Source organism: Rhodococcus sp. 077-4 (genome assembly GCF_047782425.1).
In the GTDB taxonomy this organism is placed as follows: Bacteria; Actinomycetota; Actinomycetes; order Mycobacteriales; family Mycobacteriaceae; genus Rhodococcoides.
On the sequence record NZ_JAJPWC010000003.1, the window covers coordinates 114227 to 136946 of the forward strand.

Consider the following 22720-nt stretch of genomic DNA (forward strand, 5'->3'; position numbering starts at 1 on the left):
CACCCCCGCGGAGCGCCGCCCATGAAAACCAGCGAGCAGACCCATCAGATCGGTCGTCGCAGCACCGTCGCTGCCGGCGACGGCACCGCACTGGCGGTCCGCGAATTCGGCCACCCGAATGCGCCGCTGACCGCGGTATTCGTGCACGGACACTGCCTGCGGATGCAGTCGTGGACCGACCTGCGTCGACAGGTGGAGCTGGTCTGGGGAGACGACGTGCGGATCGTGATGTACGACCACCGCGGTCACGGCGAGTCGAGTGCGGCCGCGCCGGAAAGCTGCACCATCGACCGACTCGGCGAGGATCTGGCCGACGTCATCCGCGCGGTGGTCCCGTCCGGGCCGTTCGTCGTCGTCGGTCATTCGATGGGCGGCATGACTGCGCTGTCCTACGCGCGTCAGTACCCGGAGACAATCGGCTCGCGCCTGGTCGGGGTGGGGTTGATCGCGACGTCGGCGGGCGGGATCACCGACGACGGACTCGGCAGTTGCCTCGCGCATCCGGCCGTAGCGGCGTTCCAAGCAGCTGTTCGACGCGCCCCTCGGCTGATGTCGGGTGCCAAGAGACTCAGTCGCGGCGTGTGCGCACCCATCGTCAGGACGGCGGGATGCGGCTCCCGAAAAGTCAGCCCGCGGGTGGTGACATTGGCGACGGCGATGCTCGGTGAGACGTCCATCGTGACGATGGCCGGATTTCTCGGGGCGTTTCGCGGCCTCGACGAGGTGGCCGGCCTGGCCGCCCTGGCGGCGATTCCTACGTTGGTGCTGTGCGGCTCGGACGATCTGATGACACCGATGCGGCACTCGGAAACCCTTGCCGCTCATCTGCCCGACGCCCGCTTGGTGCGCGTCGCGCAGGCCGGACACATGGTGATCCTCGAACGAGCGCACGAGGTGGCCGAGGCCATCGTCGATCTCGTGGCGACAGCTCGACGCGCACACGTGGCAGATCTGGCATTGGCGCGCTAGCAGCAAGAACCTGCCGACGACTGTGGCCCGCACCGGAAATCCGATGCGGGCCACAGCACTGCTACTGCTGCAAGAAATTACTTCTTGACGGCGGGAGGAGCGTTGAGGAGCTGGACGAAGGGTGCAGCGTTGCTGGCGATGGCACTGAGTCCACCGATGGCCGTGCCTGCGAGCGAAGCGGTCGAGCCGAGGAGCAACGCTCCACCGATGCAGCCCGCAACCGTTCCCGGTCCGAACAGCACAACCGTCGGAGCCGAAACGACGCCCATCGCGAGTGCGCCGAGTACGCAGCCGCCCACGAGACCGGTTGCAGCACCGAGGAATCCGCCGACCGAAGCCGACAGTGCGAGATTGTCCTTGACGCCTGCCACTGCGGCCGGCAGGTCGACCTGCTGGATGCCGGGGAGGGTGGTGGAGAGCGGGGTTGCCGCCGCAGGCGAGACATCGGCGGTCAACGTAGCGCGGTTTCCGTCGATGACAGCGGCGACGGGGTGCGAGAATCCGTCGGCTGCGATAGCCAGCGGCACCGAGTCGACCAGCACGCCGTTGGCGTCGCGGACGACGAGGTGGTTGTCCTCGTTGCTCAGGGTTCCGGCCGTCGTGTCGACCAGGACCTGGTTGCCGGCCTGGGTGACATTCCAGCCGACGGCAGGGGCCGGAGCCGGAGCCGGATCGGCATAGGCGGTGCCCACGGCGGTCGTCATCGCTGCAATGACCAATGCGGACGTTGCCGCGAATCGAGTCAGCTTCATGTTCCTCTGTCTTTCGTCGTGTCCATCGCTCGATGCCGAGCAGCGAAAAGCTATGGGACCGACAAGCTGGTCAGGAGAACCGAAGATGAACGAACAGAGTCGAACCGAACAACGATCGATCGCATCAACCCGAAAGGGACAGAACGGCTTTCAGCGACCGATCGGTTCGTAAAGGGCACACACGGGTTGTCTCTACTTACCGAAAAGACCCGGCTTGTTGCTGCCGCGGTGGCCCACCCCGAAGTCGTAGGCGGACTCGGCGTGCTCGTGCTCGTCGAGGCCGTCGGCCTCGTGCTGCGCGTCGGCGCGCACACCCATGACCGCTCTGATGGCGAACGCGATGCCGGTGGTGACGACTGCGGTGTACGCGAATACCGCCGCCACCGCGATCGCCTGCAGCCACAGCTGATGTACGCCGCCGCCGTAGAACAGTCCGTCGACGCCTGCCGGCATCTGCGCGCTGGCAACGAGCCCGATCATCAGTGTGCCGACGATGCCGCCGACGAGGTGCACGCCGACGACGTCGAGTGAATCGTCGTAGCCGAAGCGATATTTGAGACCGATGGCAAGAGCGCACAATGCACCCGAGACGATGCCGATCGCTGCGGCACCGATGGGGGTCACGGCCGCACACGACGGTGTGATGGCCACCAATCCGGCGACCACGCCCGAGGCCGCGCCGAACGATGTCGCGTGCCCGTCCCGCCACTTCTCGACGAAGAGCCAGGCCGCCATGGACAGGGCTCCAGCGCCCATCGTGTTCACCAGAGCCACCGCGGCGACGCCGTCGGCGGCGAGGGACGACCCGGCATTGAACCCGAACCAACCGAACCACAGCAATCCGGCTCCGAGCATGACGGCCGGAAGGTTGTGCGGGCGCATGGGATCTCGCGGCCATCCGCTTCGTTTGCCCACCACCAGTGCCAGTACCAGGCCTGCGACGCCCGCGTTGATCTCCACCGCGGTGCCACCGGCGAAGTCGATCGCGCCCAGCCGGTTGGTGATCCACCCGCCGAATTCACTGGTGAGCCCGTCGAGCGAGAACACCCAGTGCGCAATCGGGAAATACACCAGGGTGGACCACAATGCCGCGAACACAACCCAGGGGACGAACCGCATACGGTCTGCGACGGCCCCGGAGATCAACGCCACCGTCACCATCGCGAAACCGGCCTGGAACGCCGCGAAGACCAGCGCGGGAACGGTTCCCACCAACGGGATCGACACCGCTCCGCCGGCCGAGGTGTACACCCCACCCAGCAAGCCCTCGAAACCGGCGTACTGCAACGGATTTCCGATCCAACCGCCGATCACGTTGTCGCCGAACACCATCGAGAAACCGAACAGCAACCACAGCAGCCACACCACCGCGATGGCCGACAGACTCATCATCATCATGTTCAGCACGCTCTTCGAACGCACCATGCCGCCGTAGAAGAAGGCCAGGCCTGGCGTCATCAGCAGCACCAACGCGGTACTGGCCAACAGCCATGCGGTGTCGCCCGCGTCGGGCGCGCCGTTGATCACCGGCCCAGAAACTTCGGCTTGCGCTTCTCTGCTCGTGCGCGACGCGCTTCCTTCATGTCCTCGCTGCTCCACGCGGCCTCGAACGCTGCCGACTGCTCCGGCGTCGGATCATCGTGCGTCCCATTGTCGTTGAACACCAGCTTGAGGTGCTTCAACGCCAACGGAGCGAGCTCGGTGATCGACTGCGCCCACTGCGTCGCGACGTCGAGGTCGCCCAGCTTGTTGGCCAACCCGCACGTGAAGGCCTGCTCGGAATACACCCGCTCCCCGCCGAGCAGGATGGTGCGCGCCACTCCCCCACCTGCCAGCGAGGCCAACCGGTTGATCGTCCAGTTGCTCACGGCAATACCGAGTCGGGTCGAGGGAATCTCGAAGAAGGCCTCCGGCGCGACGACCCGCAGATCGCAGGCAATGGCCAATTGCGTACCTGCCCCGACTGCGGGCCCGTTGATCGCGGCCACGACCGGAACGGACGCCCGCTCGATCGATGCGAGCATCCCTTCGAGCGTCTCGCCGAACGCGTCGGGAAAAGCGTCGCCGGTCAGATCGGCACCGGCGCAGAAGCTACTGCCCTGGCCGGTGATGACCACGATCCGCGCGCCGTCGGCATCCGCCTGCTCGACCCCGTTCCGTACCGCTGTGCAGAGCTCTGTGCTCAGCGCGTTGCGTCGATCCGGGCGCTGCAGTTCGAGGATGACGACATCGCCGTCACGTCTGTATCCGATCACGAGAGCAGAGGTTACCGAGCGGTACGAGAGGGTCCGGTCCGGGGCCTGATCTACTGATCACCGTGATCGACACTCGGGTTGCTGTCATCGGTGCGGGCCAGGCGGGCCTCTCGGCCGGCTATCACCTGCACCGAACCGGACTCACCGCCGGTGAAGGCTTCGTGATGCTGGACCGCTCCCCCGGCCCGGGCGGCGCATGGCAGTTCCGCTGGCCCTCGCTGACGCTGAGCACCGTCAACGGCGTGCACGACCTGCCCGGTATGACGTTCGCCGAGACACTGGGCGACGAGCCTGCCGACACCATTGCGGCCGCAGACGCCGTCCCCCGCTACTACCGCGCCTACGAGGAACGCTTCGAACTGCATGTTCGACGCCCCGTCACCGTGACCGTCGTGTGCGACCGTGAACCCCGATTCCGGGTCGAGGCCGGCGAGACCGTCGTGATGGCCGAGGGCCTGATCAACGCGACCGGGACGTGGGAGAAGCCGTTCGTTCCGCACTACGACGGTGCCGAGACGTTCACCGGCAGGCAACTGCACACCAAGGACTACCGGACGGCGGACGAGTTCGCAGGCAAGCACGTCGTCGTGGTCGGTGGCGGAATCTCGGCCGTCCAACTGCTCGACGAGATCTCGCAGGTGACCACCACGACGTGGGTGACGCGCCGACCACCGGTGTTCCGGGACAGCCAGTTCGATCACGATGCCGGACGCAAGGCCGTCGCGATGGTCGAAGAGCGAGTACGGGCCGGCCTGCCACCCGGATCGGTGGTCTCGGTGACCGGACTGCTGTTGACTCCGTCGTTGGCGGCCGCCCAGGAACGCGGTGCCCTCGAGCGCAAGCCGATGTTCTCCTCGATCACCGCCGATTCGGTGGTGTGGCAGGACGGCTCGAGCCAGCACGCCGACGTGATCCTGTGGGCCACCGGTTTCCGCAGCGCCCTCGACCACCTCGCGCCACTGCGCCTGCGCGGGCACGGAGGAGGAATCGTCATGGACGGCCGCCTCACCACCCGAGTGGCCGCGAACCATCGCGTCCACCTGCTCGGTTACGGACCATCCGCCAGCACCATCGGAGCCAACCGCGCCGGACGAGCCGCAGTGTCGGAACTGCTGGAGACCCTCGGTTAGGCGAGCTGCTCGATCACGAATTTCGCCAGCGCGCCCAATCGCGCCCGGCTCGGCATCGAGGTAGGAACACCCAACGCGTCCAACGGCGCCGACGTCACCGGCCCGACGCAGATCGCGGCGACGGGGCCACGAAGCGCGTCGAGGAACGCGTCGAGCAGGCCGTTGTCCTTCGCTGTCGACAGCAGGGACGACACCGCGGGAGCGCTGGTGAAGGTGACCGCGTCGACCCGACGCTCGATGATCTGTGTCAACAGCTCGACGAGCGGAGCCTGATCCACGGGGCGGATCCACCGATACACCGGAACCGGTCGGACATGCGCCCCGAGTTCGGTCAACGCATCCCCGAGATGGATCGTCGGTTCCCACTCGGTGATCACACCATGCAACTGGACCGCTATATCCGCACCGGAAATGCCCTCGGCAGCAAGGTGATCCGCGACTTCCTGCGAGGCCTCGGTGGCAGGCGACCACTCGTCTCGCAGACCGGATCCACGAATTGCGCCGCGCGCCTTGGGTCCTCGCGCAATGATCCGTGAACGGCCGAGCGCAGCAAGGAGTTCGTCGCGAGTGCCCCAGTCGGCGGCCGCGTCGAGCCAACCGCGGAAACCGATGCCGGTACTGATCACCACGATCTGCGGGGGACGCTCGATGATGCCCTCGGTGGTCGACTTCAACTCCGAATCGTCGATCAGGGGCAGAACGTGAATCGCCGCGGCGTGAACGATGTTCGCGCCGCGGCGTTCGAGCATGGTGGCCAATTCGTCTGCCCGCCGCTCGGCAGTGAGAGCAACGGTCTTGCCGTCGAGCGGTTCGGACATGGGTACAGACTAGGCCCCCGATGTGCAGATCGGATCAGCTGCTGAACTTGTCCGGATCAGGACCGGTGCGGCCGTCTGCGGAGTCCAGCGCATTGATCTGCTGAATTTCGTCGTTGCTGAGCTCGAAGCCGAAGACATCGAAGTTGCTCGCAATGCGCTCGGGCGTCACCGACTTGGGGATCACGACGTTGCCGAGCTGGATGTGCCAGCGCAGGATCACCTGGGCCGGGGTGACTCCGTGCGCGTCGCCGATGGTCGCGAAGACCGGCTCGTCGAGGATGGTGCCCGAGCCGAGCGGACTCCAGGCCTCGGTGGCGATGCCCTTCGAGGTGTGGAAGGCGCGCAGCTCTTCCTGGATCAGTCGTGGATGCAGCTCGATCTGGTTGACCGACGGCACCTCGCCCACAGCGTCGATCAGCTTCTCCAGGGTGGGGATGGTGAAGTTGGAGACGCCGATGGAGCCGATGCGGCCGTCTGCCTTGAGCTTCTGGAATGCCTTGAACGTGTCGATGTACTTGTCGCGGTCGAGCTGCTGCCAATGAATGAGGTACAGGTCGAGGTACTCGAGTCCGAGGCGATCCATGCTGGCGTCGAATGCCTTCAGGGTGGAGTCGTAACCCTGGTCGTCGTTCCACAGCTTGGTGGTGACGAACAGCTCGTCACGGGCGATGCCGGACTCTGCGATGGCCCGGCCGGTGCCGGTCTCGTTCTCGTACACCTTGGCGGTGTCGATGCTGCGGTATCCGACCTTCAACGCCTCGGTCACTGCGGCCTGGGCACCGTCGTCAGGAACCTGCCACACACCGAACCCCAACTGGGGAATGGACGTGCCGTCGTTGAGCACGATGGTCGGGACAGTACTGGTCTCGGCTGAATACGTCATACGAATTCCAACGGTGGTTGGGGTGGTGTTGTTCCCGGGCAGGAGTGGAGCCTGCGGAACGACCAGACAGCGCAGGAGTGGAGCCTGCGGAACGACCAGACAGCGCAGGAGTGGAGCCTGCGGAACGACCAGAATGTACGGCATAAGGTTTCGGTGTGACCGCAACGCTTCGTATCGATGATCTCGCCGCTTTTCACGGCGACCGAACTCTGTTCTCGGGCCTCGATCTGACGGTGGCCGAGGGTGATGTGATCGGGCTCGTCGGGGCGAACGGCGCAGGTAAATCGACATTGTTGACGTTGCTCGCGGGAGTGGGGACGGCTGATCACGAAGGTGAGATCTACACCAGCCCGCCCGACGCGACCGTCGGCTATCTGGCGCAGGAGCCCGAGCGAATTGCCGGCGAGACGGTCCTGGACTTTCTCGGTCGGCGCACCGGAGTCACGGCGGCCGAAGCTTCCATGAACGCGGCTGCCGAGGGATTGGGTAGCCGCGACTCCGGTCACTCCGCAGGCTCCGCTCCTGCCGACAAGGACCTGTACACCCCAGCGTTGGAGCGGTGGCTGGCGCTCGGCGGCGCGGATCTGGCGGAGCGAACGGCGAAGGTGTTGGCGGATCTGGGCCTCGAGGTCGACGGCAGCGCGTTCATGACGGATCTGTCGGGTGGGCAGGCTGCCCGCGCCGGCCTCGCCGCGATTCTGCTCGCCCGCTACGACATCCTTCTGCTCGACGAGCCCACCAACGATCTCGACCTTGCTGGCCTCGAACAGCTCGAGCAGTTCGTCGTCGCCACGCGAGCCGCGATAGTCGTCGTCAGTCACGATCGCGAGTTCCTTGCGCGGACGGTGACGGGCGTCGTCGAACTCGATCGAGCGCAGCATCGCATCGATGTGTACGACGGCAGCTACCAGTCGTATCTGGCGGAGCGGGAGATCGCGCGCCAGCATGCACGGGAGAAGTACGACGAGTTCGCAGACACCAAGTCCGCGTTGGAGTCTCGCGCGCAAATGCAGCGGAACTGGATGGAGTCGGGGGTGCGCAATGCACGACGCAAGGCGACCGACAACGACAAGATCGCCCGCAAGACCCGCGCCGAGTCGACCGAGAAGCAGGCCGCTAAAGCTCGTCAGACACAACGGCGCATCGAGCGACTCGAGGTGGTCGAGGAACCCCGCAAGGAGTGGGAACTGCGCATGGAGATCGCGGCGGCTCCCCGTAGCGGCACCGTCGTCTCGGTCCTGAGCGGTGCGCTCGTGCGCCGCTCCGGGTTCACGTTCGGGCCGGTGACGACGCAGATCGAGTGGGGCGATCGCATTCTGATCACTGGGCCCAACGGCTCCGGCAAGACCACGTTGCTCTCGGTACTGCTGGGCCGGCTGGCCCCGGACGAGGGGACGGCGTCGTTGGGTTCGGGCGTGGCGATCGGCGAAATCGACCAGGCACGAGCCTATTTCGTCGGCGACGGAACCGTGTCCTACGCGCTGAGCGCAGCAGTTCCCGAATGGCCGGATGCCGAGGTGCGCACGTTGTTGGCCAAGTTCGGTCTGCGCGGCGATGACGCGCTTCGGCCGGCGTCGTCACTGTCGCCCGGTGAGCGAACCCGTGCCGCGCTCGCGCTGTTACAGGCCCGAGGCGTGAATCTGTTGGTGCTCGACGAGCCGACCAACCACCTCGACCTGCCCGCCATCGAACAACTCGAACGCGCGATGGAGAACTTCGAGGGCACCCTGCTGCTGGTGACGCACGATCGCCGAATGCTCGACACGGTCCGCAGCACGAGACACTGGACAATGGCCGACGGGCAGCTGTCGGAACTGTAAGTCGCAGTGAAATCGGGTGCAGCTGACCGCGGTGAGCGCGGTCAGCTGCACCCGATTCGCTGTTCAGCTCAGCAGAAGCCGGTTCACCTCGGCGGCAGGGTGCATCGGTAATCCGTGGTGCGTGGCATCCGGGAGGATCACCGTCCGCGCTGCCGGTAGAACGGCGTGCACTGCCGATTCGATGCGAGCAGCGTTGTGCACCTTCCCCTTTCCGGCCAGGACCACAGTGGTCGCCACACCGAAGTTCTCGAACGCAGCGGGCTTCGGCCTCTTCGGAACGATGGTCTTCGCCGTCGGAAAATCTGCGGCACCGAGCGCGAGCACGTCGAGCCAGTCGGAATCCAACAGCAGGCCATCGGTCTCCCAGCGGACGAAACGTCGCTGCCGTTCCTCGTTGGGCGAGAGCAAGATCGGAATGGCATGCAGCAAGTAGCGCGGACGCATGGAGCCGAAGCAGGCATTGGGATCGAGGAGCGTGAGCGCGTCGACACGACCTGGCTTTCGAAGCGCATAGGCCAAGGCGATCATCGCGCCGTAGGAGTGTCCGCAGACTGCCGCGGTTGGCAGGTTCAACTCGTCCAGCACGGCCGTCAACCAGTTCAGCAACTCGTCCACCGAATCGATGGACCGTCCACCTCCAACGCTGCGGCCCACGTCGCCCATGAGGTCGACCGCGTACACCCGATAGTGCTGCGAGAGCGACGAAACGTTGGCAAACCACACGGTCGACGTCGCACCAGCTCCAGGCAACAACACCAGCGGTGGGGCATCGACGGGTCCGCAGGCGTTGATGCGCGTCGTACCGTGCACGGTGCGCACGTCGATGCTCTGGGTATCTGCCGGCCACTTCTGCAGCACCCGGTCGTATGCGGAGTAGAACTCGTCCACTGACACGGCAACCCTCCATTCTCTCGATGATCGAGATAGTAGACAATGGAGACACTTCTCGTCCAGCATCGCCCGAGGGATCAGCACATGACCGAACCTGTCTCCACCGAACTCGCTGCCGTGCACCGACTGCGCGCGCTGACCGTCGAGCTCGATCTGCTCGGCGCAGACTTCGCCCAGAAGCACTCACTTCACCCCACCGACATCCGCGCGCTGATCTGCCTGCTGGACGCCGATCGAGCCGGCACACGCGCCACACCTGGCTGGCTCGGGGGGCAGCTGGGCCTGGAATCCGCGTCGGTCACCGCCCTGATAGATCGAATGGTCAAGCGAGAATTGGTTTTACGCGAACCCGACCCCTCCGATCGCCGTCGAGTACTGCTCCGCGTCACCACACGCGCCGCCGAACTCGGCACCACGTTCTTCGGCCCCGTCATCGGTCGAGCCGTCGACGAGCTCGCGCGTTTCACACCCGAGCAGCGCGCCACGATCGATGAATTCCTGAGCGTCATGCATGCGGTGGTCGTGGCGGCTCGCGAACAGCAGAGCTCGTAGGCACACCGACATATTTGTTATTAACGGTTGACACATCGTTGGGTTTATACAACACTTCATTGTCATGAGCCCCGTCAAGCGCGGTACCGCGCTCCCGATCTACAACAGGGTGGGTGTTCTGCGGGCAGAACGAAAGATGAGCCGCGCACAACTGGCCGAACTCGTCGAAGTGAATCCCCAGACGGTGGGCGCCCTCGAACGAGGCGACCACTACCCGAGCCTCGACCTCGCGATGCGTATCTGCGATGTCTTCGATCTGCCGATCGAAGCAGTGTTCTCACGCACCGAACTCGGGCCACTCTCGGCCGAACTCTTCCGAAGGGAGAAGGATCGATGAACAAGCCCGAGCAGAGCATCTTCTCGCGCTACCAAGAGGCTCGAACGAAATCGTTTCTGGAGAACGACACCGAACTGGCACGCAGACTTCCGGCACTGCGCCCTCTGAAACGGCGACGGGCGTTCGTCCTCGCGATGGTGGTGGCACTCGTCGTCGCCACCGCGTTCGCATTGTTGGAGCCCGTAATCGACTGGGCAATTGCGTTGTGGGCACTGTGCTATATCGTCTTCGCCTTTGCTGCGATCACACTCGGCATCATCTCCGATCGTCGCGCCGAAGCACCTGACGAAGCACTGGACGAATTAGAGATCCAGCGCCGTAACGAAGCCCGATCCACAGGACTGAGAGTTACCCAATGGCTGGGCACCGCGGCGGCGGGGTACTTGTTCATCGGATCGGTATTCGTATCGACCAACCTCGGAATCTCCGGCGGCGCGTTGGTGCTTATCGCGCTGCTGGCCGGCAACACAACTCCCGCAATGCTTCTCGCCTGGACCACTCCCGACCCCGACCCCGAGGACGGCTTGAAATGAGCGAGCGACCCGACATCCTCACCCGCTATCAGGCCTATCGCACCCGGCGATTCCTCGAGAACGACGCCAGAACACGTCATTGGCTACCCGCATGGCGGACACAGCATCGGCGCCGAATCCTCGTTGTCGCTGTGGCTGTCATGCTTTTCATGTTGTTCGTCGTCAGTATTTCCAGCCTGTTCACCAAGTGGGCGGCACTGGCCTGGATACCAGCAGTCCTGGTGTTCATTCCGGTGTGGACCGCGCTGCAGACGGTCTCCGGCAGGCACAGTGACGCGCCCGTCGGCGCACTCGACGAATGGGAAGTACAGCAGCGCAACGAGGCTCGCTCCATCGGCCTCACCGTCACGCAGACCCTGGTGATGGCGGCCGCGTTCGCGTCCATCTTCCTGTCGACGGCGAACGAGGACATGCCGCGCCTCGCCTACGCAGGCGGCGGGTGGACGATCGCGGCGCTGATGGCCGGCATCTGCTCCCCCGCAATGATTCTCGCGTGGATCACCCCCGACCCCGAACCTGAAGACACCGAAGATTTCGATCCGAAGTAACGACCGAAAGGGCACCATGAGCACCCTCACGATCGACTCCATCTCCAAAAGATACGGCGACAAGATCGCCCTCGACGACCTCAGTTTCGACGTTCGACCGGGCGAGCTGTTCGGATTCGTCGGCAGCAACGGCGCAGGAAAGACCACCACGATGCGCATCGCATTGGGCGTCCTGTCCGCCGATTCCGGGCAGGTTCTGTTGGGCGGCAAGCCCGTCGACCTCGACGTCCGACGCACCATCGGCTACATGCCCGAGGAACGCGGCCTCTACCCCAAGATGAAGGTGGGCCCGCAGCTGGCGTACATGGCCGAGCTGCACGGGTTGTCGTCGAAGGACGCCAAGGCCGCGGTCGTCCGCTGGACCGAACGCCTCGGGATCGACGAGCGCGTCGACGACACCGTCGACGCACTGAGCCTGGGCAACCAGCAGCGCGTGCAGTTGGCGGCCGCACTGGTGCACGACCCGGCCGTCCTCGTGCTGGACGAACCGTTCTCCGGCCTCGACCCGATCGCCGTCGACGTCATGAGCGAGGTTCTTCGCGAGAAGGCCGCTGCCGGAGTCCCGGTGGTGTTCTCGAGCCACCAACTAGATCTGGTGCAGCGCCTGTGCGACCGCGTGGGAATCATCGCCGCCGGGTCCATGAAGGCCGTCGGCACCGTCGACGAACTGCGCGGCTCGGGAGATTCACAACTGCACGTCCATGCACCGAACGCCGCCCCCGGATGGGCGTCGGGCATCGCCGGAGTGAGCACGCTCGAACACACTGACGGCGTCACCGTGCTGGGCTTGGCACCCGGCACCGACGATCAGGAAATCCTTCGGGCGGCCCTGTCCACCGGACCGGTACACGAATTCTCCATTCAGAAACCTTCCCTGAGCGACCTGTTCCGAGAGGCGGTAGTGGCATGAGCTCCCAGCTGAATTCCATGAAAGCAGTTTCGCTGATAGCCAAGCGCGAGTTCACCGTTCAGGTGATGAAGAAGAGCTTCGTCATCAGCAACGTCATCATCCTGGCCGTCATCGTCGGCGGCATCATCGCCTACTCGATCTTCTCCGGCAGCGGAGACGAGGAACGTGACGTCATCGGCATTTCCGGTGATCAGTCCATTGCGGCGGTCATCGAAGCGACCGGCGACGCCGTCGGGTCTCCGGTCGAGGTTCGCGAGATCGCCGACGCGGCAGCAGCACGTAGCGGCGTCGAATCCGGGGATCTCGATGTGGCGCTGGTTCCCGACGGCACTGCGGGCGCGTACACGGCGGTCACCGAGTCCGAACTGACCGGCACGTTGCGTGCCGTCGTCGAAGGCAGTGTCGCCACGCAGGCAACGAATGCCGCACTGGCGCAACAGGGTATCGACCAGAACGAACTCGCGGCGAGGACGAACGCCGCCACGGTCACCGTCGACGCGATCGATCCGCCGGACCCCGAGGCCGGTCAACGAACTGCTCTTGCGCTGTCCGCGGTGTTCCTGCTCTACGCCCAGATCATCGGCTTCGGCATGTACGTCGCAATGGGCGTCGTCGAAGAAAAGTCCTCGCGTGTGGTCGAACTGCTGCTCTCCACCGTCCGCCCGCTCCAGCTACTGTGGGGCAAGATCCTCGGCATCGGTGCTGTCGGCATCCTGCAGCTCGCGCTCTACGGAATTGCCGGTGTAGGAGCAGGATTGGCTACCGGCGTGCTCACGGTGACCGGTGCAGCGATCAGTGTTTTCGCGGCCACCCTCGCCTGGTTCATCCTCGGCTTCGCCTTCTTCGCAGTGCTCTACGCGGCGGGCGGCTCGATGGTCTCCCGGCAGGAGGACGTCAATTCGACCACCATGCCGCTCCTGATTCTGATCATGGCCATGTTCTTCGCGGCCTTCTACTCCGTCAGCGACCCGGAGAGCACGCTCGCGAACACACTGAGCTGGATCCCGCCGTTCTCCGCGATCATGATGCCGCTGCGCATCGCCGCGGGAGTAACCGGCCCGGTACAGATCATCGGCTCGGCTGTTCTGATGATCATCACCACCGCGATTCTCGCCATGGGCGCGGCGAAGATCTATCAGCGCTCCATTCTTCGGATCGGCAAAACCGTCTCGTGGAAGGAAGCGTTCGCTCGATAGAGTTCAGGCCATGAGCCCACGGACATCCGCCGCCGAGATTCTCGACTCCGTTCTCGACGGCGGATCGTTCGTGTCCTGGGACAGCGCGCCTGTGGATGTTCATCCCAACGACTCCTACTTGCGGGACCTCGCGAAGGCTCGGGAGAAGAGCGGCGTCGACGAGTCGGTGTTGACCGGCGAGGGCACCATCGACGGTCGACGCGTGGCCATCATCGCGTGCGAGTTCGCCTTTCTCGCCGGATCCATCGGGGTCGCGGCGGCCGAGCGCATCACCTCCGCCGTCGAACGCGCGACGAGCGACGGGCTCCCATTGATCGCCTCCCCCACATCCGGTGGAACTCGAATGCAGGAGGGCACACTCGCCTTCGTGCAGATGGTCAAGATCGCCGCCGCCGTCACCGCGCACAAGGCGGCGCACCTGCCGTATCTGGTGTACCTGCGTAATCCGACGACCGGCGGCGTGTTCGCATCCTGGGGATCGTTGGCGCACGTCACCGTGGCCGAACCTGAGGCACTCATCGGCTTCCTCGGTCCTCGCGTCTATCAGGCGTTGTACGACAAGCCATTTCCCGAGGGCGTCCAGACGGCCGAGAACCTCTACCAGCACGGGGTGATCGACGGTGTCGTGCCGGTCGATCAATTGCGCAACTTGCTGATCCGCGCCCTCCGAGTAATCGTCGACGCCACCGAGTGGCCCGAGGATGCCGGCGAGGAACCTACAGAACTCACGGAACACTCGGCCTGGCATTCGGTGCAGTCGTCGCGGCGACCCGACCGACCCGGCATTCGCCAGATAATCGAACACGCTGCCAGCGAACAGGTTCCACTCAGCGGCACCGGTCAGGGCGAGGCCGACACGTCGATTCTGCTGTCGCTGTGCCGAATTCGCGGCATCTCGTGCGTCCTGTTCGGCAACGACCGAAGCAGCATCACCGCCGATGCCACGATGGGACCAGCCGCTCTGCGCGAGGCTCGGCGGGGAATGCGTCTGGCCGAGGAACTTCGCCTCCCACTCGTGCTGGTGATCGACACCTTCGGTGCGGCGCTGTCCAAAGAAGCCGAGGAAGGTGGACTGGCACCGGAGATCGCTCGCTCCATCTCCGACCTCGTTACCGTCGATACGTCGACCGTGTCGATCCTGCTCGGCCAGGGCACCGGCGGCGGAGCGCTCGCGCTTCTTCCTGCCGACCGCGTACTGTGCGCTCAGAATGCCTGGCTCGCACCGCTTCCGCCCGAGGGAGCCAGTGCCATCGTGCATCGCGACACCGCACACGCACCGGACATGGCCGAGGCGCAGGGCATCCGCTCGGTCGACCTACTGCGCGACGGCATCGTCGACGCCATCGTCCCCGAAGTCCCCGACGCCGCCGACGAGCCGGCTGCGTTCTCCGGCCGCGTCGCCGATGCCATCGCCCGAGAACTCCGCGACTTGTCGACCCTCGACTCCGCCACCCGCACGCGGCTCAGACTCGGCCGCTACCGCAATCTCGGATGAGCGGCTTCGCCGCACGTGAGCGAGGTGCCTTCGGGTCAGGCTCCGCCGTGCACCTGCGAGGTCACGAACGCCAGCACATCGCCGGCACGAAGATCGGCGGGTAGCTCCACCGGACTGACGCACCGACGACCCGGACCGTGTACATCCACCTTGAGCACGCGCCCCGTTGAATGTCGGTTGACCACCACGGCTTGGCGCAGATCACCGAATTCGGCGTCGACGCCCACCTCGCCCGCGATCACCGAACGCACCCGCGTCACCAGAATCGTGCCCCACTGCACCGGGGTGCCCTGCGCGTCGGCCACGTCCTCCAACGCGACGCCGTCGACCGTGATCCGGCCGCAGACACAGTGCGTATCGGCCGGCCAGAGCGCTGGATCGCACCGCGGAACATACGCGGCACCGAGGGACGGAAGCATGTCGAGAAGTGTCATGAGAGAAAGTCTTGCGCCGCGCGGTGGCGTCGAACAGGGGTGTTGACGCAATCTTGACGGCTGGGCCGCGAATCTTGACGAAGTGGGTCGGAGTGCGCACTACGACCGCCTCTCGACGGGAATCCGGCCGTACAGCGCAGTAGCGTGCAACCTCACCCGCTGGGGAGGGCTGACGGCCTAGGCTCGGCGACATGAGTGGTGAGTATCGGCAGGCGTTCGAGGACAGTATCGACAACCGCGAGGAATTCTGGCTCGACGCCGCAGCGGGAGTCGATTGGGATACCCCGCCTACCAACGCGTTCGACGGCTCGCGTTGGTTCCCCGGGGCCACACTGAACACCTGCTTCAATGCCCTGGATCGGCACGTCGCCGCCGGAAACGGGACACGAACCGCGCTGATCTACGACTCGGCGATGCTCGGACTCACCCGCAGCTACACCTACGCCGAACTCCTCGATCACGTCTCGCGATTCGCCGGGGTGCTGCGCGATCAGGGCGTGCGCCCGGGCGACCGCGTGGTGATCTACCTGCCGATGATTCCCGAGTCCGTCATAGCGATGCTCGCGTGCGCCCGCCTCGGCGCCGTGCACTCGGTGGTGTTCGGCGGCTTCGCGGCCAAGGAACTCGCGGCACGGATCGACGACGCCGAGCCGGTGCTGCTGATCACTGCCAGCGGCGGGTTCGAGCCGGGTCGAGTCATCGAGTACCTCCCACTCGTCCAGCGGGCTCTGACGCTGACGACGGCGAACGCACCCGCAGTGATCGTCAAGTCGCGCGACGGAATCGACGGCCACCACGATTGGCTGGACTGGGACACCCTCATCGCCGACGCCTCGGCCGCCCAACCGGTTTCGGTGCAGGCCACGGATCCGCTGTACATCCTCTACACCTCGGGCACGACGGGCAAGCCCAAGGGTGTGGTGCGCGACAACGGCGGCCATGCCGTCGCGTTGACGTGGTCGATGCGCAACATCTACGACGTGGGTACCGGGCAGGTGATGTGGACGGCGTCCGATGTCGGCTGGGTGGTGGGGCACTCGTACATCGTCTACGGGCCGCTGTTCGCCGGTGCCACAACGGTTCTCTACGAGGGCAAGCCTGTCGGAACTCCCGACGCGGGTGCGTTCTGGCGGGTGGTCCAGGACCACGGCGTCCGCGCGCTGTTCACCGCGCCGACGGCACTGCGCGCAATTCGCAAGGTGGACCCGCACGCCGCCGAGCTCGAGAAGTACGACATGTCCACTCTCGAAACCCTGTTCGTCGCCGGTGAGCGGCTCGATCCCGATACCTACGAGTGGATTTCGCGCACCCTGAACCGTCCCGTCGTCGATCACTGGTGGCAGACCGAAACCGGCTGGGCCATCTGTGCCAATCTTCGCGGCCTCGAACCACTTCCGATCGAACCCGGGTCGCCGACTGTGCCGGTGCCGGGATTCCAGGTCGAAATACTCGACGCGGCAGGCGGACCCGTGGGCGCAGGTACCGAGGGCAACATCGTCGTCAAGCTGCCACTGCCACCGGGCGCGCTGGTGGGACTGTGGAACGACGAATCACGCTTCGAGCGTTCGTATCTGGACACGTTTCCCGGGTACTACCTCACGGGCGATTCCGGCTACATCGACGCCAACGGCTACGTCTACGTTCTGGGCCGCAGCGACGATGTCATCAACGTTGCCGGGCACCGCCTCTCCACCGGATCGATGGAGGCAGTACTGGCCGGACACCCCGCGGTTGCCGAATGCGCCGTCATCGGAATCCACGACGACCTCAAGGGTCAGCGTCCCAGCGGCTACGTGGTGCTCAAGGCCGGGGAGACCATCACCGAGGAGCAACTGCGCTCGGAGTTGGTGGCCATGGTGCGAGACCAGATCGGCGCGCTCGCCACCTTCCGCGACGTGACGATCGTCGGCGCGCTGCCCAAGACCCGCTCCGGCAAGATCCTGCGGAAAACCATGCGACAGATCGTCGCCGGTGAGGACTACGGCGTGCCGTCGACCATCGAGGATCCGGCGGTACTCGACGCGCTGGAGAAGCTGCTCGGCCGCTGACCCGCCGTGCGCGTTTTGCGTGTGTCCAAGTACGCAAAACGCGCACGACAGGTGGGGATGCCGCCGACGCTAATTCGAGCAACGATGGCCGAAATCCGCGCGCCAGGACGCGCTCGCGCGCGATAGCGTCGTGGCCATGACAGATCTCGACACACGTCCCGCCGTCGATTGGCTCGCCCTGGGCGCAGTCGCCATCACGGTGGTGTCGTGGGCCTCGGCCTTCGTTGCCATCCGCGGCGTCGGCGAATCGTTCGGTGCAGGCCCGCTCGCGTTGGGCCGGTTGCTCATCGGATCGGTCGCACTCGGCATGATCGTGTTGATCAGGAGACAATGGGTCAAGCCGAATCGCACGCAGTGGTTGCAGATAGCGAGCATCGGCGTCTTCTGGTTCGGCATCTACAACGTCGCCCTCAACGCCGCCGAGCAACGCGTCGACGCCGGAACGACGTCCATGATCATTCAGATCGGGCCGATTCTGGTCGCTCTGTTCGCGGGTCTGCTTCTGGGCGAGGGCTTTCCGAGGTGGCTGGTGATCGGTGCAGGCATCGCATTCGCTGGGGCAGTCATGGTCGGTGTCGTCACCGCCGTCACCACGACAGCGACGACCAAGACAGACGCCGATTTCCTCGGTATCGCATTGTGTCTGGTGTCCGCGGTGACCTACGCCATCGGCGTGCTCAGCCAGAAGCCCGTACTACGCACCATCCCCGGCCTTCAGGTCACGTGGATGGCATGCACCATAGGCGCGGTCTGCACGCTTCCCTTCGCACCTGCCCTGCTCGACGACCTCGGGTCCGCATCTGCCGGTGCCACAGGCGGATTGGTCTATCTGGGCCTGGTTCCGACAGCACTGGCGTTCAGCACCTGGGCCTACGCACTGACACGAATGAACGCAGGCAAGCTCGGCATCACCACGTACGCTGTTCCGCCGATCACCATCACCCTGGCCTGGCTGCTACTGGGCGAGGTTCCGCACATTCTCGCCGTGGTCGGCGGAGTGATCTGCCTCGTGGGAGTCGGGTTGTCCCGCAAACGTTAAAGTGCCTTGAAGCGGGCGATCGCCACCTCACGCTCGTGCTTGTGGTCGACGATGGGCCCGGGGTACTCCTTGGGCCGCCCGAACTTCAACGTGTGCACGGCTTTTCCTTCTTCGCCGCGCAGCTCCGGCACCCAGCGTCGGACGTACTCTCCGGTGGGATCGAACTTCTCGCCCTGAGTGATCGGATTGAACACTCGGAAGTACGGAGATGCGTCGGTGCCCGTCCCGGCAGTCCATTGCCAGCCGTGTTGGTTGTTGGCCAGATCGCCGTCGACGAGGTGTTGCATGAAGTATCGCGCTCCCCGCCACCACGGCAGGTGCAGGTCCTTCACCAGGAACGACGCGACGATCATCCGCACCCGATTGTGCATCCACTTCTCCGAGTTCAGCTGCCGCATACCGGCATCGACGATAGGAAAGCCGGTCTCGCCTTTGCACCAGGCGTCGAAGAGTTCGTCGGCATGCTTGCCCGAGTCCAGTTCGATCGCGTCGAACTTCTTGACGTAGTTCTCGCGAGCACTGTCGGGCCGCTGAAAGAGGATGTCGGCGTAGAAGTCCCGCCAGCAGATCTGTCGACGGTACGACGACGCTCCCTCATTGCGTAGTCGACCGAGATCGGCGAGCATCGTCCGCGGATGGATGGTTCCGTATTTCAGGTGTACCGACATCCGGCTCGTCGAGTCGAGGTCGGGACGGTTGCGTTCGTCGTCGTACGCGGAGACTTCCTCGAGAAATTCCTTCCACTGCTCGGACGCGGCCTGCTCGCCGGCTGCGGCGTCGGATGCGTCCTTTTCGGTCGGAATTGTCGCTCGCCGAACGCCTTTCACCTCATTCGGGTCGATCCACTTCACCGTCTTCGCGGACGTGTCCGCAGGAGCGCGCCAGCCGTGTTCCATCCACTGCCGCGAGTACGGAGTGAACACCTTGTACGGCTCGCCGTCGTTCTTTGCGATTCGGCCGGGAGCGACCGCATAGGGGGAGCCGGTGTCCACCAAGGTCACCTTCTCGGCGACCCGTGCGTCTCTCTCGCGCCCGTACGGCCCGTAGTCGGCGCTGATGTGCACTTCCTCGGTGCCGATCGCCTTCGCCAGTTTCGGAACCACCGTCTCGGGGTCGCCGTGCACCACCATCAGCCGTCCATCGAGCTGCTCGTCGAGGGCCGCGAGCGACCGGAACAGAAAGTCCTTGCGCGGACCGCCCGACGGCTTCAGCAGACGGTCGTCGAGCACGAAGAGCCCGAGAACCGACTCTCCCGATTCGGCAGCGGCGGCGAGGGTGGGTAGATCCCCCAGACGGAGATCACGGCGAAACCAGACGATCGACATGAAGGCAGTGTTACCCACCCCGGCCGCGAGCAATCCCGCCTGGGCCCGCCGATTCTCAGAGAATCGCCAACGACGGCTCACCAAGGCCGCAACAACGGCCTCTACCTTGGGAAATACCGAAGAGCAAAGGAGAACATCATGACGAACATTCGACCCTTCCCCGGTGCCCTCTCCCTGATCGACAGCACCTGCACCTTCGAGAAGTACTACGAGCAGCTCTATGCCAAGGCACCCGCGCTCGCCTGGACACTCGATGCCGACACCGGCCGCCGCAGTGCCCTCGAGGACTTCTTCGCCAAGACACCCGAGGAACGCCGCACCACCGTCGACAGCTGGGTTGCCTAGCATTGGACCGGTGACCGAATCGCCGAGCACCCCCGCCACCGTCCTCGTCGTCGACGACGACGCCGATGTGCTGTCGTCGCTGCAACGCGGACTGCGCCTGTCCGGGTTCACCGTCATCACCGCATCCGACGGCGCAGAGGCGCTCGGCGTGGTCTCCAGATCCACGCCCGACGCCATCGTGCTCGACATCAACATGCCGGTGCTCGACGGTGCCAGTGTGGTGACCGCGTTGCGCGCCATGGGAAACGACATTCCGATCTGCGTTCTCAGCGCCCGCAGCTCGGTGGACGATCGCATCGCCGGACTCGAATCCGGTGCCGACGACTACCTCACCAAACCGTTCGTGTTGGCCGAACTCGTGGCTCGCATTCGCGCCATGTTGCGACGACGCGGCACCAGTCCTGTTGCGCCAGTGGCAGATCCAGCCGCACCGAACTCGGCCGTCGCCATCGGAACCCTGGTGGTCGACATCCCCGGCTATCGCGTCCACCGCGGCGGAGCCGACATAGATCTGACGAAGCGTGAATTCGAGTTGTTGGCAATTCTGGCGCGCAACAAGGGCGTCGTCCTGACTCGCGAGCGCCTGCTCGAACTGGTCTGGGGCTACGACTTCGTCGCCGACACCAACGTCGTCGACGTCTTCGTCGGTTATCTGCGACGCAAACTCGAGGCCGACGGGTCGCCGCGCATCCTGCACACGGTCCGCGGCGTCGGCTTCGTCGTTCGGGACGCCGCATGAGCTTCTCGCTACGCGCCCGGGTGGCCGCAGCCACGGCTCTGGGGGCCACCCTCGTGGTCGCCGCCCTCGCGGTGGTCACCTCGGTCGCCATCTCCCGCAACAACGTCAATCAACTCGACGAGCGACTGACGACGGCATCGCAGGTGCTGGTTCCGAACTCGTCGACGTTGGAGGCCTTCATAGACCAACTCTCCGGCGCCTTTGCCGTGACCATTCGCAGTGGCGACATCGTCGTCGCGTCCACGCAGACGCGGCTGCCCGCGTTGGACACCGGATCGCAGACCGTCGACGTGGACGGTCAACGGTTTCGCGTCTACACCGCGACCTCGACCGTGGTGTCGTCCATCTCGATTTCGATCGGTGTGCCCGCCATCGAAGCGCAGCAGGTGACCGACGAGCAGCAGAAGCAGGTGCTCCTGCTGGGACTGGCCGCGATCGCTGTCTCCACCGGCCTCGGCTGGCTCTTCGGCGGCCGAGCCGTCAGGCCGCTGGTGACGCTGACTCGACAGGTCAGCGCGCAACCGCCGACCGCCCCCGAAACCCGCACGGGCGTCACCGAGGCCGATGCCCTCGCAACCGCGATCGGGGGCATGCTCACCAGGCTGAACGAGGCACAGGACCGCACCAATGCCGCACTCGACACCGCACGCGACTTCGCGGCAGTCTCGGCGCACGAACTGCGAACCCCGTTGACTGCCATGCGCACCGACATCGAGGTGCTCAGAACACTCGACCTCGATTTCGCGCAGCAACACGAAATTCTCGGTGACCTCGAACGGACGCAAGGTCGGGTCGAGACGACGCTGACCGCCCTGGAGCGACTGGCGTCGGGCGAATTGTCCAGTGAGGGCGACAGAGTCGACACCGACATCATCGACATCTGCGACGTCGCAGCCCAGGATGCGCAACGATTGCACCCTGGCCTCGACATACGCGTGGAGTCCGCGGCCGAGACGGAGATCTCGATGCGGGCGCTGCCGACCGGCCTGAGACTCGCCGTGGACAATGCGATCGGCAACGCGGTTCGGCACGGCGGGGCCACGTCCATCGTGATCACCGCCCGACGCGAATCCGCGGGGGTGTCAGTACTGGTGGACGACAACGGATCCGGCGTGCCCGAGTCCGAACGCGAGACGGTGTTCGGCCGGTTCGAGCGCGGCACCGGGGCAGCCAAGGGAGGCTCCGGTCTCGGCCTTGCGCTGGTGGCTCAGCAGGCCGAATTACACGGCGGCCGAGCGTATCTCACCGACAGTCCACTCGGCGGCGCACGCCTGGTGCTGGAGCTGCGGGACCGCTGAACGCCGGCCCCGCAGTCTCGTGACCTACTGCTATTTCACATCGAGCAGGTCGATGACGAACACGAGCGTCTTGCCGGACAAGCGGTGCCCTGCACCGGCGGGGCCGTACGCGAGCTCGGGCGGAATGGTGAGCTGGCGCCGTCCGCCGACCTTCATGCCGGGAATGCCGTCCTGCCAGCCCTGAATCAGTCCGCGCAACGGGAACTGGATGGATTCGCCGCGGTTCCACGACGAGTCGAACTCCTCGCCGGAGTCGAATTCGACGCCGACGTAGTGCACCTCGACGTTGCCTCCGGCCACTGCTTCTGCGCCGTCACCCTCGACGAGGTCGACCGTCACCAGATCCACGGGTGGGGGTCCGGCCTGAAATTCGATTACTGGCTTCGTCACTGAAGTCTCCTGC

24 protein-coding genes are annotated in these 22720 nt (G+C 65.2%); 15 read left to right on the forward strand and 9 right to left on the reverse strand.

The annotated features are described in order from the left end of the window. The first annotated feature begins 21 nt into the window (after window positions 1-21). Complete coding sequence (locus tag ACNEOT_RS16800) at window positions 22-969, forward strand: alpha/beta fold hydrolase (RefSeq protein ID WP_415975365.1); 948 nt, start codon at window positions 22-24, stop codon at window positions 967-969. A 77-nt stretch (window positions 970-1046) separates the two neighbouring features. Here the strand turns inward: ACNEOT_RS16800 and ACNEOT_RS16805 are convergent, their stop codons facing one another. From ACNEOT_RS16805 to ACNEOT_RS16815, 3 genes are all read right to left on the reverse strand, one after another. Continuing rightward, a complete protein-coding gene (locus tag ACNEOT_RS16805) occupies window positions 1047-1721 on the reverse strand; it encodes a hypothetical protein (RefSeq protein WP_415975366.1) in 675 nt (224 codons plus the stop codon). A gap of 192 nt (window positions 1722-1913) precedes the next feature. Next, window positions 1914-3248 carry an ammonium transporter gene (locus ACNEOT_RS16810; RefSeq protein ID WP_415975367.1) on the reverse strand — a complete coding sequence of 445 codons (1335 nt, stop codon included), beginning with the start codon at window positions 3246-3248 and terminating at the stop codon, window positions 1914-1916. Beyond that, window positions 3245-3976 (reverse strand): enoyl-CoA hydratase, encoded by a 732-nt coding sequence (locus tag ACNEOT_RS16815; protein ID WP_415975368.1) that lies wholly within the window; start codon window positions 3974-3976, stop codon window positions 3245-3247. Before ACNEOT_RS16815 ends, ACNEOT_RS16810 begins: the two co-directional genes overlap by 4 nt. Window positions 3977-4032: 56 nt before the next feature. On the opposite strand from ACNEOT_RS16815, the gene ACNEOT_RS16820 reads away from it, so the two are divergent. Further along, window positions 4033-5106 carry an NAD(P)-binding domain-containing protein gene (locus tag ACNEOT_RS16820; RefSeq protein ID WP_415976331.1) on the forward strand — a complete coding sequence of 358 codons (1074 nt, stop codon included), beginning with the start codon at window positions 4033-4035 and terminating at the stop codon, window positions 5104-5106. Here ACNEOT_RS16820 and ACNEOT_RS16825 read toward each other — a convergent pair. Then, window positions 5103-5924 (reverse strand): uroporphyrinogen-III synthase, encoded by an 822-nt coding sequence (locus ACNEOT_RS16825; RefSeq protein WP_415975369.1) that lies wholly within the window; start codon window positions 5922-5924, stop codon window positions 5103-5105. The genes ACNEOT_RS16820 and ACNEOT_RS16825 overlap by 4 nt on opposite strands. Window positions 5925-5958: 34 nt before the next feature. Then, window positions 5959-6807, reverse strand: a complete 849-nt coding sequence (locus tag ACNEOT_RS16830) for an aldo/keto reductase (RefSeq protein ID WP_415975370.1) — start codon at window positions 6805-6807, stop codon at window positions 5959-5961. A 155-nt stretch (window positions 6808-6962) separates the two neighbouring features. On the opposite strand from ACNEOT_RS16830, the gene ACNEOT_RS16835 reads away from it, so the two are divergent. After that, entirely contained in the window at window positions 6963-8627 is a 1665-nt protein-coding gene (locus tag ACNEOT_RS16835) for an ABC-F family ATP-binding cassette domain-containing protein (RefSeq protein WP_415975372.1), read from the forward strand. Between the two features lie 63 nt (window positions 8628-8690). Here the strand turns inward: ACNEOT_RS16835 and ACNEOT_RS16840 are convergent, their stop codons facing one another. After that, window positions 8691-9521 (reverse strand): alpha/beta fold hydrolase, encoded by an 831-nt coding sequence (locus ACNEOT_RS16840; RefSeq protein WP_415975374.1) that lies wholly within the window; start codon window positions 9519-9521, stop codon window positions 8691-8693. An 81-nt stretch (window positions 9522-9602) separates the two neighbouring features. Between ACNEOT_RS16840 and ACNEOT_RS16845 the strand changes: the two genes are divergently transcribed. The 7 genes from ACNEOT_RS16845 to ACNEOT_RS16875 all read left to right on the forward strand — a co-directional run bounded on the left by ACNEOT_RS16845 (window position 9603) and on the right by ACNEOT_RS16875 (window position 15089). After that, window positions 9603-10070 carry a MarR family winged helix-turn-helix transcriptional regulator gene (locus ACNEOT_RS16845; protein WP_415975375.1) on the forward strand — a complete coding sequence of 156 codons (468 nt, stop codon included), beginning with the start codon at window positions 9603-9605 and terminating at the stop codon, window positions 10068-10070. 64 nt (window positions 10071-10134) lie between these two features. Continuing rightward, on the forward strand, window positions 10135-10407 hold the full coding sequence (locus tag ACNEOT_RS16850) for a helix-turn-helix transcriptional regulator (protein ID WP_032404377.1): 273 nt from the start codon (window positions 10135-10137) through the stop codon (window positions 10405-10407). Beyond that, window positions 10404-10940: a hypothetical protein gene (locus tag ACNEOT_RS16855; protein ID WP_415975377.1), complete on the forward strand. Its 537-nt coding sequence runs from the start codon at window positions 10404-10406 to the stop codon at window positions 10938-10940. The genes ACNEOT_RS16850 and ACNEOT_RS16855 overlap by 4 nt, the downstream gene beginning before the upstream one ends. Continuing rightward, the gene (locus tag ACNEOT_RS16860; RefSeq protein ID WP_415975378.1) at window positions 10937-11488 is read left to right on the forward strand and encodes a hypothetical protein; all 552 of its coding nucleotides are present in this window, start codon (window positions 10937-10939) and stop codon (window positions 11486-11488) included. The genes ACNEOT_RS16855 and ACNEOT_RS16860 overlap by 4 nt, the downstream gene beginning before the upstream one ends. A 16-nt stretch (window positions 11489-11504) precedes the next feature. Further along, entirely contained in the window at window positions 11505-12398 is an 894-nt protein-coding gene (locus tag ACNEOT_RS16865; protein WP_415975379.1) for an ABC transporter ATP-binding protein, read from the forward strand. Further along, window positions 12395-13594: an ABC transporter permease gene (locus ACNEOT_RS16870; RefSeq protein ID WP_415975381.1), complete on the forward strand. Its 1200-nt coding sequence runs from the start codon at window positions 12395-12397 to the stop codon at window positions 13592-13594. Before ACNEOT_RS16865 ends, ACNEOT_RS16870 begins: the two co-directional genes overlap by 4 nt. A gap of 10 nt (window positions 13595-13604) precedes the next feature. Then, window positions 13605-15089: a carboxyl transferase domain-containing protein gene (locus ACNEOT_RS16875; RefSeq protein ID WP_415975383.1), complete on the forward strand. Its 1485-nt coding sequence runs from the start codon at window positions 13605-13607 to the stop codon at window positions 15087-15089. 35 nt (window positions 15090-15124) lie between these two features. Here ACNEOT_RS16875 and ACNEOT_RS16880 read toward each other — a convergent pair whose 3' ends face one another. Then, the gene (locus tag ACNEOT_RS16880; RefSeq protein ID WP_415975385.1) at window positions 15125-15523 is read right to left on the reverse strand and encodes a hypothetical protein; all 399 of its coding nucleotides are present in this window, start codon (window positions 15521-15523) and stop codon (window positions 15125-15127) included. A 191-nt stretch (window positions 15524-15714) separates the two neighbouring features. Between ACNEOT_RS16880 and ACNEOT_RS16885 the strand changes: the two genes are divergently transcribed. Both ACNEOT_RS16885 and ACNEOT_RS16890 read left to right on the forward strand, forming a co-directional pair. Next, window positions 15715-17571 carry a propionyl-CoA synthetase gene (locus ACNEOT_RS16885; protein ID WP_415975386.1) on the forward strand — a complete coding sequence of 619 codons (1857 nt, stop codon included), beginning with the start codon at window positions 15715-15717 and terminating at the stop codon, window positions 17569-17571. 136 nt (window positions 17572-17707) lie between these two features. Continuing rightward, window positions 17708-18610 (forward strand): DMT family transporter, encoded by a 903-nt coding sequence (locus ACNEOT_RS16890; RefSeq protein ID WP_415975388.1) that lies wholly within the window; start codon window positions 17708-17710, stop codon window positions 18608-18610. Here ACNEOT_RS16890 and ACNEOT_RS16895 read toward each other — a convergent pair. Beyond that, a complete protein-coding gene (locus ACNEOT_RS16895) occupies window positions 18607-19935 on the reverse strand; it encodes a cryptochrome/photolyase family protein (RefSeq protein WP_415975389.1) in 1329 nt (442 codons plus the stop codon). The two genes, ACNEOT_RS16890 and ACNEOT_RS16895, sit on opposite strands and share 4 nt — an antisense overlap. 138 nt (window positions 19936-20073) lie before the next feature. Here ACNEOT_RS16895 and ACNEOT_RS16900 point away from each other — a divergent pair, with 138 nt between their 5' ends. Genes ACNEOT_RS16900 through ACNEOT_RS16910 form a run of 3 tightly spaced genes read left to right on the forward strand, consistent with a single transcriptional unit; the run spans window position 20074 to window position 22317 of the window. After that, entirely contained in the window at window positions 20074-20280 is a 207-nt protein-coding gene (locus tag ACNEOT_RS16900; RefSeq protein ID WP_415975391.1) for a hypothetical protein, read from the forward strand. Window positions 20281-20290: 10 nt separating this feature from the next. Next, the gene (locus ACNEOT_RS16905; protein ID WP_415975393.1) at window positions 20291-21019 is read left to right on the forward strand and encodes a response regulator transcription factor; all 729 of its coding nucleotides are present in this window, start codon (window positions 20291-20293) and stop codon (window positions 21017-21019) included. After that, window positions 21016-22317 carry a sensor histidine kinase gene (locus ACNEOT_RS16910; protein WP_415975394.1) on the forward strand — a complete coding sequence of 434 codons (1302 nt, stop codon included), beginning with the start codon at window positions 21016-21018 and terminating at the stop codon, window positions 22315-22317. Before ACNEOT_RS16905 ends, ACNEOT_RS16910 begins: the two co-directional genes overlap by 4 nt. Window positions 22318-22347: 30 nt before the next feature. Here ACNEOT_RS16910 and ACNEOT_RS16915 read toward each other — a convergent pair whose 3' ends face one another. Further along, window positions 22348-22707, reverse strand: a complete 360-nt coding sequence (locus tag ACNEOT_RS16915) for an FKBP-type peptidyl-prolyl cis-trans isomerase (RefSeq protein WP_094612261.1) — start codon at window positions 22705-22707, stop codon at window positions 22348-22350. Window positions 22708-22720 lie beyond the last annotated feature (13 nt).

Coding starts and splice junctions, on each gene's coding strand:
- ACNEOT_RS16800 (WP_415975365.1), top strand. CDS start 22: ATGAAAACCAGCGAGCAGACCCATCAGATCGGTCGTCGCAGCACCGTC.
- ACNEOT_RS16805 (WP_415975366.1), bottom strand. CDS start 1,721: ATGAAGCTGACTCGATTCGCGGCAACGTCCGCATTGGTCATTGCAGCG.
- ACNEOT_RS16825 (WP_415975369.1), bottom strand. CDS start 5,924: ATGTCCGAACCGCTCGACGGCAAGACCGTTGCTCTCACTGCCGAGCGG.
- ACNEOT_RS16830 (WP_415975370.1), bottom strand. CDS start 6,807: ATGACGTATTCAGCCGAGACCAGTACTGTCCCGACCATCGTGCTCAAC.
- ACNEOT_RS16845 (WP_415975375.1), top strand. CDS start 9,603: ATGACCGAACCTGTCTCCACCGAACTCGCTGCCGTGCACCGACTGCGC.
- ACNEOT_RS16850 (WP_032404377.1), top strand. CDS start 10,135: ATGAGCCCCGTCAAGCGCGGTACCGCGCTCCCGATCTACAACAGGGTG.
- ACNEOT_RS16855 (WP_415975377.1), top strand. CDS start 10,404: ATGAACAAGCCCGAGCAGAGCATCTTCTCGCGCTACCAAGAGGCTCGA.
- ACNEOT_RS16860 (WP_415975378.1), top strand. CDS start 10,937: ATGAGCGAGCGACCCGACATCCTCACCCGCTATCAGGCCTATCGCACC.
- ACNEOT_RS16865 (WP_415975379.1), top strand. CDS start 11,505: ATGAGCACCCTCACGATCGACTCCATCTCCAAAAGATACGGCGACAAG.
- ACNEOT_RS16870 (WP_415975381.1), top strand. CDS start 12,395: ATGAGCTCCCAGCTGAATTCCATGAAAGCAGTTTCGCTGATAGCCAAG.
- ACNEOT_RS16875 (WP_415975383.1), top strand. CDS start 13,605: ATGAGCCCACGGACATCCGCCGCCGAGATTCTCGACTCCGTTCTCGAC.
- ACNEOT_RS16880 (WP_415975385.1), bottom strand. CDS start 15,523: ATGACACTTCTCGACATGCTTCCGTCCCTCGGTGCCGCGTATGTTCCG.
- ACNEOT_RS16885 (WP_415975386.1), top strand. CDS start 15,715: ATGAGTGGTGAGTATCGGCAGGCGTTCGAGGACAGTATCGACAACCGC.
- ACNEOT_RS16890 (WP_415975388.1), top strand. CDS start 17,708: ATGACAGATCTCGACACACGTCCCGCCGTCGATTGGCTCGCCCTGGGC.
- ACNEOT_RS16895 (WP_415975389.1), bottom strand. CDS start 19,935: ATGTCGATCGTCTGGTTTCGCCGTGATCTCCGTCTGGGGGATCTACCC.
- ACNEOT_RS16900 (WP_415975391.1), top strand. CDS start 20,074: ATGACGAACATTCGACCCTTCCCCGGTGCCCTCTCCCTGATCGACAGC.
- ACNEOT_RS16910 (WP_415975394.1), top strand. CDS start 21,016: ATGAGCTTCTCGCTACGCGCCCGGGTGGCCGCAGCCACGGCTCTGGGG.